The following is a 12,376-nucleotide window of genomic DNA, read 5'->3' on the forward strand; positions in this document are numbered from 1 at the left end:
ATGCCAACCACAAGCCCCATTAAGATCCCCGCCTGCGCGGGAATGACGTAAGACCAAATATTAAAAAAACATCAGTGTAAGATGAAATATCTATACAGTTCAATCCTATTTTTAAGTGTTAGCATCAATGCCTTTGCCCAACAAACACCAGATAACCGTTATGTTTCTAAAGTTTGGGTGTCTGATTTAGGTAACGGAACTTATAAAAATCCGGTGATTAATGCAGATTATTCCGATCCTGATGCCATACGTGTAGGCGACGATTTTTATATGATCGCCTCCAGTTTTGATGCCGTGCCCGGATTACCGATTTTGCATTCTAAAGATCTGGTCAACTGGAAAATTATCGGTCATGCCTTAAAACGCCAGCCTCCCTTTCAGCATTTCGAAAAAACACAACATGGCAATGGCGTTTGGGCACCTGCTATCCGTTACCACAATGGCGAATTTTACATTTATTACCCGGATCCCGATTTTGGTATTTATTTAACCAAGGCTAAAACCATAACCGGCGAATGGTCTGCGCCTAAACTGGTTGCCGAAGGCAAAGGATTGATTGATCCCTGCCCGTTTTGGGATGAGGATGGCAAAGCTTATCTGGCTTATGCTTATGCAGGTAGCCGTGCAGGCATTAAAAGTTTATTGGCGATTATGCCATTAACTATCGATGGCTCAAAAGCGACAGAAACGGGCAGAATTGTGTATGATGGGCACGAACTTGATCCCACCATAGAAGGCCCGAAATTTTACAAACGCAATGGCTATTACTATCTGTTTGCACCTGCTGGTGGCGTTTCCACTGGCTGGCAATTGATTCTAAGAAGTAAAAATATTTATGGCCCTTATGAAAGAAAAGTAGCCATGGATCAGGGAAAATCTGCGGTAAACGGTCCACATCAAGGTGCCTGGGTAAACACGCAAACCGGCGAAGATTGGTTTCTGCATTTTCAGGATAAAGATGCTTACGGCCGGGTGGTACACCTGCAACCCATGAAATGGATCAATAACTGGCCGGTTATTGGCCTCGATGCAGATGGAGACGGAAAAGGTGAGCCAGTAGCTAACTATAAAAAACCAAATGTAGGGAAGGTCTTCCCAATTGAAACACCTATAGAAAGTGATGAATTTGGTACTGCAAAATTAGGTCTGCAGTGGCAATGGCAGGCCAATCCGCAGCCAACCTGGTTGTTTACTGATGCAGATAAGGGTTTGTTAAAATTATACACGGCGAAAATTCCTGATGAGGCTAAAAATCTTTGGGACGTTCCGAACCTGTTAATGCAGAAATTCCCTGCTGATGAATTTATGGCAACGACGAAACTCAATTTTAAACCTAATCCAAAATTAGATGGTGAAAAAACTGGTTTTGTAATCATGGGACGCAGTTATGCGCAAATGAGTATCAAAAGCAAAAAAGACGGATTATACCTCATGTATGGTGTTTGCCAGAATGCGGATAAGGGAAAAGCAGAGAATGAAAAAGAGATTACGAAACTAAATCCGACAGCTATCGGATCGGGGGCTGTTTATCTTCGCGTAAAAGTTTCGGCCGGCGCAAAATGCCAGTTTAGTTATAGTGAAGATGGCATCAATTTCACTAATGCAGGTGATGAATTTCAAGCCACTGCCGGGCAATGGATCGGTGCAAAAATGGGATTATTTGCCATTAGAGATACCCAAACAAACGATTCTGGAATTGCTGAATATGATTGGTTCCGCGTACAACCTTTAAAATAAATATGATGAAAAAATATAAATTTCTTATCGCAGCATTTGGTGCTATTTTACTAATGTCTTTCATCATGAAACCTAAACCTGTTAAAGTTTATTTAATCGGCGATTCTACGGTTGCAGATTATACTTTGGATGAAGGTTATATGCAGAAGAAATATCCGATTACGGGATGGGGGCAGGTTTTTCAACAGTTTTTAACAAAAAACAGTTTAAAAAAATTAAACAAACTGATTAAAAGTGATAGCGCTTTGGTTGTTGATAAGGCAAAAGGGGGCAGAAGCACCCGGACTTTTTTTGAAGAGGGCAGGTGGAAAGATGTTTTGTCAACTTTAGACAAAAACGACCTGGTATTGATCCAGTTCGGACATAACGATGCGGCGAAAGATAAACCTGAACGTTACGTAGATATTCCGGGTTATAAAGATTTTTTAAGGATGTATGTGAAGGAAACCAGAGCAAAAGGTGCTTTGCCTGTTCTTATTACGCCTGTTACCCGCAATTACCCATGGAAAGACGGCAAACTGGGCAGCGCACATGGCGAATATCCACAGGCGGTAAAGGATATAGCAAAGGAGCTCCACGTACCCATTATCGATCTTACTTCGCTTTCAGCAGATTTTTTCATCACCAAAGGAAACGAATTTGTAAGCAAACATTATTTCATGAATTTAGATTCGGCAAAATATGAAGCTTACCCGAAAGGGCAGAAAGATAACACGCATTTCCAGCCAGAAGGCGCTAAAGAAGTTGCACGGTTGGTTTATGAGGAATTGAAGAAGATTAACGGAGCACAAAATTAGACCTCGCAGGTTTTAAAAACCTGCGAGGTCTGAAATTAACTACCCTACCATTACTTTTGCAGTAATTGCGAGCCTGTTCCAGGCATTGATGGTTACAATGGCCATAATAAGCTGTGCCACCTCCTGCTCGTTGAAAAAGCTTGCTACATTTTGGTAAGTGGTGTCAGAAACATGGTGATTAATTAATGTTACTTCTTCTGTTAAAGCCAAAACTGCTTTTTCCTTTTCAGTGAATAAGGTTGTTTCTCTCCAGGCATTTAATAGATATAAACGTTGTTCAGTTTCGCCTATTTTACGGGCATCGGTAGAGTGCATATTTAAACAAAATGCACAGCCGTTAATCTGCGAAGCACGCATTTTAATCAGCTCTAAAAGGATTGGATCTAACTTACTGGTTGATAAATATTTCTCTAAACCATACATGGCCTGGTAAGCTGCAGGTTCTACTTTTGGGATATCAATTCTGTTTTCCATTTTATTTGTTTTTTGATTACGATGTAAAGGTCGGCATCAAAAAAAACAAAAAACTTAATGTAGTTTAAGAAATGAATGATCGAGCTAATTCACTGTTTGGTGACCCAAAAAGATTATTTTTTGCCACTGAGGCACGGGAACACAGATAGCACATCGCACACAATGGCTTAGTGACTCTAATACACTGTTTGGTGGCTCAACAAACATTATTTATGCCACAGAAACACAGAAATCACAGATCTGAAGTCGTTAAATAGAATCAGTTTTTTGTTATCCCATAACAAACTGATGAATTAACCACAGATAAAAAGGATAAACACAGATATGAGCAAAATCCTCCGTGTTAATCTGTGTTTCCGTGGCTTATTATCAATGTAAGCCCAATTTTGTGGTTAACAAAAGATTATTTCTTCGCCCTGATCTTACTCAAAAACTCTAATACACTGTTTGGTGGCTCAACAAACATTATTTTTGCCACAGAAACACAGAAATCACAGATCTGAAGTCGTTAAATAGAATCAGTTTTTTGTTATCCCATAACAAACTGATGAATTAACCACAGATAAAATGGATGAACACAGATATGAGCAAAATTCTCCGTGTTAATCTGTGTTTCCGTGGCTTATTATCAATGCAAGCCTAATTGTTGCGGTTAACAAAAGATTATTTCTTCGCCCTGATTTTACTTAAAAACTCCGGAGTGAAACCCAAATAAGAAGCCAGCATATATTGTGGCACGCGCTGTACAAATTCGGGAAATAAACTGTTAAAATGGCGGTACCTTTCTTCAGCCGTTTGGCTGTAAAGGAATTTTATCCGCCGCTGCGAAGCCTGATGATTTTTCTGCAAGATCAACCTGAAATAGCGCTCCAGTTTAGGCAGTTTATGGAACATTTCATCATAATGATGGTGTTCAATGGCTATTACTTCTGTTGCTTCTGCCGCCTGGATATAAAATTCTGTCGGCTGTTGGAAAAGGAAGCTGGTTAAATCGGTAATCCACCAATTTTCGATGGCGAACTGAGTGGTTTGCTCAGCGCCTTTAATATCAATAAAATAGAGCCTGAGGCAGCCTTTTGCCACAAAATAATTTGCCCTGCACGTTTGCCCTTCCGTTAACAAAAATGCTTTCTTTTTAACAGAAAAAGATTTGAGCATCGGTGCAAGAATGTCTTGCTCACCGGCACTCAAATCTATAAATTTATTAATATGGCTATAAAGTGCACTATACATGTTATATTATTGATTACGCTAAAATAAACATAATTATAAGAACCTATTCTATCGTGCTAAAGCGAAAAGGCTTTAAAAATAGGATGTGCATATTCGCCCCAGTTTTTCATCGCTCCAAGCAATATGGCTTTTAAACCTTTATTATCAGTAGGTTTTCCTTTAGTTGGCGCTGTTAAATCTTTTTCGGACACCGTTACTTCTGTCACCTTAGTTGCAAACCAGGTTACGTTTTCGTGAGGCAAAGCCAAACCTAAAATCATCCCGGGTAATCCGGTAAAAGATTCAGGACCGCCCGAAACAGCAATCTGGTTACTATAATAAGCCACTACATAAACAGAATCCATAATGATGGCATTTGCCCTGCGACATTCGTAACCTGCAATTTCCCGCGTTTCATCGGTAATTTTCCAGTTAATTTTACGTACGCTGTCTTTAACCAGGTATGTATCTTCGTACACGCTTTTTTGCGTTGTACTGGTTTGCTGATCGAAATTTGTGGCAATGGTATTTTTCAAATCTGCCAGTACATCTGATGCTAACCAGTTGCTATTTACCGTTTCTTCTACCGTTGGCCATTTATACAAGCTTTTATCCCTGTTAAAATTTAAGGTACTTTTGGCAACTTTAAACTGAGGATTATTTTTTTTATACTGCTCAAAAGCCTCTTTCAGATAAGATTCATTGTCCTTATCGATCTTCTTTTTGATCAATGCGTACATATTGGATCTTTTCTCGAATTCGATTACACCATTTTGAACGAAATGTACATTTTGGGCAAAAAGATCGCTGCTGATGAAAATAACAGCAAATAGGATGATATATTTTAGTGTAGTTTTCATGATTATTTCTGTGTTTTAACGCCGCCGCCCATTTTACTAAAATCCCAAGAGACAGAGAACATTAAATACCGCCGAATGGTGGTATAGCTGTTTTGGCTAATGGTGGTGTTCGTTGCTGAACGGTTAAAACCTACATTCTGGTTTAAAATATCATTAACGGTTGCAGAGAACCTTAAATTTTCAGTTTTGAAGAATTTTTTACTTATCGATGCATTCCAGATAAAACGCTCAAAGCTTTCAGTAAGCACTTGTGTTTTTCCGTTGTATTGGTATTCGCCATCTGTAGATATTTCAAATTTCCCTGGTAATTGTACATTGCCTGAGGCATAACCAGTCCATCCCCAACCATCACTATTACTACCGATACTTGCTCTGGATATATTGTATGATGGACCAAACCGTGAATAAAAACTATATTTCTTCTCAGCGTATTTTGAAATATTTAGCCCACCACCATAAGTATAGTTTTTGGTATTATTTAAGGCTCTGTTATTGTTGATAGTAAGGAAGTTATAAGAAGAATTTCCATTAGCATTTACGTTTAAACCTAGGTTGATGTCGCCAAGGGTACTTACTTTCCTGCTTATCTGTCCATATAGATAAAAATTGGTCTGCATTTTATCATTATAGTTAATGTAGCGATAGGTACTTTTACCAACACCGTCAGTTGTTACATCACTAATAATTGGATTTGAGGTAAAACTGTAAGAACCGCTTAGCCAGATCGATTGATTGGTTAAAACTTTGTAAGAGTTATAACTTGCATTAATATTGCTCCTGAATGATGGCCTTAAATCCTGATTTCCTTCCACAACATTAAACGGGTCATTATTTACCCTAACTGGCTGAAGTTGATCAAGTGTAGGCTGGTCCGTATTACCATTATAACTAATCCGTAATGATTTTTGCTGAGAAAAACGATATTGATATGTTGCCTGGGGCATATAATTAATAAAGTTTCTTACATAGCTTTTATTGTGGTAAATATCATCCTGCTTAAAATTTACACCACTAAACTTCGATCCAAAATTGATAACTGTTTTACCTTTTTTATAGTTGAAAATTGCACCAGCCTGATTAATCGTCTGGTTTAATTCAAAGTTGTTACTGTAAAGGGTATCTAAAATATCATATCTGCCACTGCCAGATTGATTAAAGGATAGCCGATCCGATTTTCCATTCATTAAAGTTAAACCATAGTTTACAATTACAGTTAAAGTTTTCGATAATGGCTCTGTATAAGCTAAGTTCAATTTGAAGGCATTATTGGTTATATCATTTATCTTTAATTGATTGGTAAGACTATCGGGTTTTGCGAGCCTCTTATTTAGCGAGTTTAAATATCCTTCACCGTTACTTTTGTTTATAGATTGATTTAAGTTTAATGATAATGTACGCCCTTTTTTCTTTAATTTTTTGGTAAACAAAATGTTCATGTTAAAATTTTGATCATCTACTTCATTGCTTAATGTTCTGTTTGATGAATTTAAGAAGCCATCGTTGCCATCGGTAGTTTTGGTTACAAAATGATTTGAGGTATTGCTTTTTTTCAAAGCTCCATCAACATTAACTTTCATCGTTAAAGTGGTGTCGATCTTTATTTCATACATCGCATCCAGTTTTTGTCTGAACATGTCGTTATCGAAAGTTTCATCTGAAGTATTGTTCTGGATAACCGACGAGAAATTGTTCTGATTTATTGAATTTTTATTACCCGAAACCCTGATTGATCCAATTTTATAATTTGTGTTAAACGATTCTTTATCCTTATTCCATTTGTTATCGAAATGTAAGCCTCCGGTTCTGGCTACAGGTAAACCCTGGCCATTATACTGCCCATCATAACTATCAAAATCATCACCCCCGCCATAGCTGAAATACATTCCACCGTCATCACTCACCGTTAAGCCGCTCGATCCACTGTATTTATCACGGTCATCCCAGCCTAAGCCTACCGTTCCGTTATTGCCTAAAATACCATAGGCAGAAAATTTCTTTTTACCCCAAAACTTATTGAACATAGCCTGTCCCTGATAAAAATCTTTGGTTCCATAACCGCCCTGTACTTTACCAAAATAACCGTTCTTTTTATCTTCTTTTAGTTTGATGTTCAGTGTTTTGGTTTTTTCACCATCATCAATACCCGTAAAACTGGCCTGATCGCTTGCTTTATCATAAAGCTGAACCGATTCTACCATATCAGCACGGAGGTTTTTGGTTACCAGGGTAGGATCATCACCGAAAAATTCTTCCCCATCTACCAGTACTTTCGGAACCGTTTTTCCCTGGGCCGTAATTTTACCGTCTTTATCTACCTGAAAACCCGGAAACTGTTTAATCAGGTCTTCCACTTTCGAATTGGGCTCGATATTATATGCTTTGGGGTCAAACTCTGTAGTATCGCCTTTTATTTTTATGGCTGTACGGTTTCCTTTAATAATTACATCAGCAAGGATTTTAGCCATTCCGGTAAGGTTAACCTTTCCATAATCTTTTATCTGCGTGGTAGAATCTAAGGTAAAATGATCTACGAAATCGGCATATTTCGGATAGGATACCAATAAAATAAACTTTCCGTTTTTAATGCCACTGAGTTCGAAAGTACCATTTTCTGCTGTTCTGGTAAATTTCACCAGCGTAGAATCTTTTGCATTTAAAATTGCGACGGAAGTTCCGGATAAAAGGGTGGTGGAAGCCGTGTCAATCGTTCGGCCTTTAATGGTGTGGAGGCCCTGTGCTTTTGAGTAGGAGGAGATCAATACTAAAAAGCACAACGAGAGTAATAGACGTGTCATAGATAAGATTTGGTTTTGTAGCCCGAATATAAAACTAATATATTAGTTGCCGCTAATGGTTTAACCTTTTTTAACAAATTAAATCTTGAACCTTAGCCATTAAGCTCGAAAGCAACTATCTTTAATAAAAAAATTACATGAAATTACCTTCTCTCCAACAGCTTTACAATGGATTTGTAAACGTAGTTAAACGTTTTCCGCTACAGTTTATCTTTGCAATTGCTGCAACATTGTGCTGGTGCTATTATATCCATATTTCTGATTATCGGGACTATTCAGAACAGAACGAAAATTTAAAAGATCATTTAATAAAGGCAATTGCCATTTTAAACATGGCGCTCACGCTCTTATTGGCCCTCGATTTAATTTCAGAACGTAACCAATACGCATTAAAGAAAAAGTGGTTATTGCGTTCAGGTGGCGTACTCATCTGCGTTTTGCTTTATTTTAGCCTCGATCCAGCAAACTATTCGGCAGATCTTTATCGCATTTTCTTATTTGCTTTTGCCTTCCATTTGCTTGTAGCCTTTGCACCATTTATCGGGCAGGACAAAGTAAATGGGTTCTGGCAGTTTAATAAAGCCCTTTTTCTTCGGTTTCTTACCTCTGCACTTTATTCTGCGGTACTATATGCTGGTTTGGCTATTGCCTTGGTTGCCATTGACGGATTGTTTAATGCCGAAATTAAATGGCAAACATACATGACCCTATTTGCCATTATTAGTGCGGGGTTTAATACAATATTCTTTTTAGCAGGCATCCCAAGCGATTACCAACTGCTGGAAGAGGATCATAGTTACCCAAAAGGCTTAAAAATATTTGCCCAATTCGTACTTATTCCACTGGTGACTATTTATTTAGCGATTTTACTCGTTTACGAACTCAAGATCGCCGTGTTATGGGAACTGCCAAAAGGTTTGGTCTCCAGCTTGATTTTAGGTTACGCTGTTTTTGGGATCCTATCCTTGCTCCTGGTTTTTCCGGTTAAAGAAACGGAAGGCAATAGCTGGATTAAACTGTTTTCAAAGTTCTTTTATGTAATGATGATCCCATTAGTGGTGCTTTTATTGCTTGCTGTTTGGAAAAGGGTTGGTCATTATGGCATTACAGAAAGTAGGTATATTTTAACAGCACTGGCTTTATGGCTGGCAGGTATAACCATCTATTTTCTTTTTAGTAAAAAGCAGAATATTAAGGTAATCCCGCTGAGTTTGTGCATCATTTCGCTATTGGCTACTTATGGCCCGCAAAGTGCCTTTTCTATATCTAAATATTCGCAGTTAAGCCGGTTAAAGCGGATCATGGGCAGTAAGAAAAAAGACGATATTAAAGAAAAACCAGCGGTAATCAGATATCTGGTGTACACCCACGGATTAAAAACCCTTCAACCCTTTACCAAAAGAGATCTTGGTAAAATAGAAGAAAAAATAGATGCTACCAATAGCTATCGGTACAGCATGCGCATGAACAAGGTTGATACCGCATTGGCTATTTTTAAAGTTAAAGGTGATTTGGAATACGATCACGGTGTGGGTATTACCCTCCAAAATGATCAAAACCAGATTTTAAATGTTAAGGGCTATGATTACCTGATCGAAATGAATGGATATCAGGAAAAAAAAATAACCCGGCTTTATGGGACAGATTTAACAACTAATAAAATCGGTTCAAAACTCCTGCTATTGGTTAATAATCAACCAGCACTGCAGCTTGATTTAAAAGAAGTATTTAAGCAAGCAGTTGATGCATATAAAAAAGGTGCCTTAAAGGCGACAAATAAAAAACAAGAATACCTTTACCCCGCAAAGCTGATGAGTGTTTCTAAAAATATTAATGGGTATCAATACACCATCATCGTTACCTCTTTACAAAGCACCTATTACGAAGATGATGGTAAGGATTATTTTTGGAGTGAAACAAAGAGTTATCTGCTCATTAAAAAGCTATAAACCAAATCTTTTTCTAATAAATGGCCGGCCTTTAACCAGACCGGCCATTTTTGTTTGTCGATGTTTCAAAAAACAAGCAGGTTTTCGTATAGGTTATTTTGGCGTTCGTCTATAAATACAAGCTCATGGTATAATAGCCCATAATCGGCTGAAACGTTTTAACCAGATCGCAGTCTTAATTACAAAACCACCTAATTATTAGGGATTTAAAATAAAGATTTATAAACATAAAAATATTAAGGTCATGAAAACTTCTATCAAAAATTTATTCGCAGCAGCATTAGTAATGCTTACTCTTAGCAGCGCAACATAAGTAGCAAACGCAACAGAAAATAATGCCAGCTACACTGCATTAACAAAAGTTAAAAACATCAGCAAAATTGTGGTATCCGGAAATGTGAAACTGATCCTTGTTCAGGATGCTAACGAAAGTGTTGAAGTGTACGATCAATATTACACCAAAAATGCCTTGGTACAACAACAGGGAGCAGAATTGAGGATCAGTTCATTCGATAAAAATACATTAACAGTTATTGCACATGTAAATAATTTAACTGCTATCGAAGCTTCAAATACTGCAAGTGTAAGCACTGCCGGAAATTTCAACCTGTTAAACCTAAGCGTTATTTTAAATGATGAAGCATCGGCAGGTATTAAATCCAATACCGTTAATTTGTCAACAAATGTAAAAGATGATGCATCCTTAAAATTAGAAGGTACTACCGATACACACCTGGCTGTAATGGGTGTAGCATCCAAAATAAACATGGCCGGTTTTACTGCTCAGGAAACTAGTATCAGACTAACCGGAAAACCACTTTTGGCAAAAAACAACAAATCCCGTTACGATGACATACAATTAGATATATTAGAAAAACTATTCTAACTCCATCATATATTTTACCAAAAAGGCGCTGAATTTAGATTTCAGCGCCTTTTTTTGTTAAACATAGATTGCTTCGTTGTTCCTTCTCGCAATGACGATTCTTCTTTACAAATCAAATTTAATTCCCTGCGCCAATGGTAAAGTATTCGAATAATTGATCGTATTGGTTTGCCGGCGCATATAAGCCCTCCAGGCATCCGATCCGCTTTCTCTACCGCCACCGGTTTCTTTTTCACCACCAAAAGCACCCCCAATTTCGGCACCAGAGGTACCAATATTTACGTTGGCAATACCACAGTCTGATCCTTTAGCAGATAAGAAATGTTCTGCTTCTCTTAAATTTAAGGTCATAATGGCTGAAGATAAACCTTGTGGAACGCCGTTTTGCAGGGCAATGGCTTCATCTAATGTTTTATATTTAATCAGGTATAAAATTGGCGCAAAAGTTTCGTGCTGAACAATTTTATAATCATTCTGAACTTCAGCAATGCAAGGTTTTACATAACATCCGCTTGCATAAGCATCGCCCGATAAAACATCGCCCTCTACCACAAAATTACCACCCTCTGCTTTACATTTTTCTATCGAATCTAAATAAGCTGCAACAGCATCGGTATCAATCAGCGGACCAACATGGTTATTTTGATCCAGTGGATCGCCAATGCGCAGTTGTCCATAAGCTTTAACCAGTTTCGCGGTAAAAGCGTCATATACACTTTCGTGAATAATCAACCTACGGGTAGAAGTACAACGTTGTCCGGCAGTGCCAACCGCACCAAATACAGCGCCGATTAAACTCATATCCAGATCTGCATGTTCCGAAATAATGATGGCATTGTTACCACCCAATTCGAGCAGGCTTTTACCTAAACGTGCACCCACCGCTGCACCAACTGCTTTACCCATACGGGTTGATCCGGTAGCTGAAACCAACGGAACCCTGCTATCATTTGTCATTAATTCACCTACTGTTCTATCGCCCAATACCAGGTTACAAACCCCTTCTGCAACATTATTGGCTTTAAAAACCTTTGCAATAATATGCTGACATGCAATGGCAGTCAGAGGTGTTTTTTCTGACGGTTTCCAAATGCATACATTCCCACAAACGAGAGCCAAAGCTGCATTCCAGCTCCAAACCGCTACGGGAAAATTAAAGGCCGAAATAATACCTACAATACCCAGCGGATGCCATTGTTCGTACATCCGGTGGCTGGGGCGTTCGCTATGCATGGTTAAACCATAAAGCTGCCGCGATAAACCTACCGCAAAATCGCAGATATCGATCATTTCCTGTACTTCGCCAAATCCCTCCTGCAAACTTTTACCCATTTCATAAGAAACCAGCGTGCCTAATGCCTCTTTATTTTCGCGCAGGGCATCGCCAAACTGACGTACAATTTCTCCTCTTTTCGGCGCAGGCACAGTACGCCATTCCTTAAATGCCGTTTCTGCTTTTACCACAATGGCATCATAATCTGTAACACTTGCAACGCTTGCTGAAGCAATCAGTTTACCATCAACTGGCGAGTAGCTTTCTAATTTTTCTGTGTTCGTTGCTCCGCCCCAATTGCTTCCCGTACTATAGGCTGCATTATCTGCTTTTATACCTAATCTGTTTAAAATGGATTGAATATCTGTAGTCATATATCTAACGATTTACACA

General features: G+C 38.4%; 9 protein-coding genes. 4 read left to right on the forward strand and 5 right to left on the reverse strand.

Annotation, left to right across the window (positions count from 1 at the left end):
* Nucleotides 1-81 precede the first annotated feature (81 nt).
* Nucleotides 82-1,737: a glycoside hydrolase family 43 protein gene (locus tag H9L23_RS21260; RefSeq protein WP_187592207.1), complete on the forward strand. Its 1,656-nt coding sequence runs from the start codon at nucleotides 82-84 to the stop codon at nucleotides 1,735-1,737.
* 2 nt (nucleotides 1,738-1,739) lie between these two features.
* Nucleotides 1,740-2,534, forward strand: coding sequence for a rhamnogalacturonan acetylesterase (locus H9L23_RS21265; RefSeq protein WP_187592208.1), 795 nt, complete (start codon nucleotides 1,740-1,742; stop codon nucleotides 2,532-2,534).
* Between the two features lie 39 nt (nucleotides 2,535-2,573).
* Here H9L23_RS21265 and H9L23_RS21270 read toward each other — a convergent pair whose 3' ends face one another.
* The 4 genes from H9L23_RS21270 to H9L23_RS21285 form a co-directional block, all read right to left on the reverse strand.
* Nucleotides 2,574-3,008, reverse strand: a complete 435-nt coding sequence (locus tag H9L23_RS21270) for a carboxymuconolactone decarboxylase family protein (RefSeq protein ID WP_187592209.1) — start codon at nucleotides 3,006-3,008, stop codon at nucleotides 2,574-2,576.
* Nucleotides 3,009-3,671: 663 nt separating this feature from the next.
* The gene (locus H9L23_RS21275) at nucleotides 3,672-4,241 is read right to left on the reverse strand and encodes a Crp/Fnr family transcriptional regulator (protein ID WP_187592210.1); all 570 of its coding nucleotides are present in this window, start codon (nucleotides 4,239-4,241) and stop codon (nucleotides 3,672-3,674) included.
* Nucleotides 4,242-4,297: 56 nt separating this feature from the next.
* A complete protein-coding gene (locus H9L23_RS21280) occupies nucleotides 4,298-5,080 on the reverse strand; it encodes a GLPGLI family protein (protein WP_187592211.1) in 783 nt (260 codons plus the stop codon).
* Nucleotides 5,081-5,082: 2 nt separating this feature from the next.
* Nucleotides 5,083-7,875: an outer membrane beta-barrel family protein gene (locus H9L23_RS21285; RefSeq protein ID WP_187592212.1), complete on the reverse strand. Its 2,793-nt coding sequence runs from the start codon at nucleotides 7,873-7,875 to the stop codon at nucleotides 5,083-5,085.
* Nucleotides 7,876-8,012: 137 nt separating this feature from the next.
* Here H9L23_RS21285 and H9L23_RS21290 point away from each other — a divergent pair, with 137 nt between their 5' ends.
* Together H9L23_RS21290 and H9L23_RS21295 are read left to right on the forward strand one after the other, a co-directional pair.
* On the forward strand, nucleotides 8,013-9,824 hold the full coding sequence (locus tag H9L23_RS21290; protein WP_187592213.1) for a DUF4153 domain-containing protein: 1,812 nt from the start codon (nucleotides 8,013-8,015) through the stop codon (nucleotides 9,822-9,824).
* Between the two features lie 382 nt (nucleotides 9,825-10,206).
* The gene (locus H9L23_RS21295; RefSeq protein ID WP_187592214.1) at nucleotides 10,207-10,710 is read left to right on the forward strand and encodes a GIN domain-containing protein; all 504 of its coding nucleotides are present in this window, start codon (nucleotides 10,207-10,209) and stop codon (nucleotides 10,708-10,710) included.
* Nucleotides 10,711-10,815: 105 nt separating this feature from the next.
* Here H9L23_RS21295 and amaB read toward each other — a convergent pair whose 3' ends face one another.
* Entirely contained in the window at nucleotides 10,816-12,357 is a 1,542-nt protein-coding gene (gene amaB, locus H9L23_RS21300; protein WP_187592215.1) for an L-piperidine-6-carboxylate dehydrogenase, read from the reverse strand.
* Between the last annotated feature and the right edge of the window lie 19 nt (nucleotides 12,358-12,376).

The sequence above is a fragment of the Pedobacter roseus genome (genome assembly GCF_014395225.1).
In the GTDB taxonomy this organism is placed as follows: Bacteria; Bacteroidota; Bacteroidia; order Sphingobacteriales; family Sphingobacteriaceae; genus Pedobacter; species Pedobacter roseus.

Bases quoted from the DNA above. Each gene is read 5' to 3' on its own strand.
- H9L23_RS21260 (WP_187592207.1), top strand. From the start codon at position 82: ATGAAATATCTATACAGTTCAATCCTATTTTTAAGTGTTAGCATCAAT.
- H9L23_RS21265 (WP_187592208.1), top strand. From the start codon at position 1,740: ATGATGAAAAAATATAAATTTCTTATCGCAGCATTTGGTGCTATTTTA.
- H9L23_RS21270 (WP_187592209.1), bottom strand. From the start codon at position 3,008: ATGGAAAACAGAATTGATATCCCAAAAGTAGAACCTGCAGCTTACCAG.
- H9L23_RS21275 (WP_187592210.1), bottom strand. From the start codon at position 4,241: ATGTATAGTGCACTTTATAGCCATATTAATAAATTTATAGATTTGAGT.
- H9L23_RS21280 (WP_187592211.1), bottom strand. From the start codon at position 5,080: ATGAAAACTACACTAAAATATATCATCCTATTTGCTGTTATTTTCATC.
- H9L23_RS21285 (WP_187592212.1), bottom strand. From the start codon at position 7,875: ATGACACGTCTATTACTCTCGTTGTGCTTTTTAGTATTGATCTCCTCC.
- H9L23_RS21290 (WP_187592213.1), top strand. From the start codon at position 8,013: ATGAAATTACCTTCTCTCCAACAGCTTTACAATGGATTTGTAAACGTA.
- amaB (WP_187592215.1), bottom strand. From the start codon at position 12,357: ATGACTACAGATATTCAATCCATTTTAAACAGATTAGGTATAAAAGCA.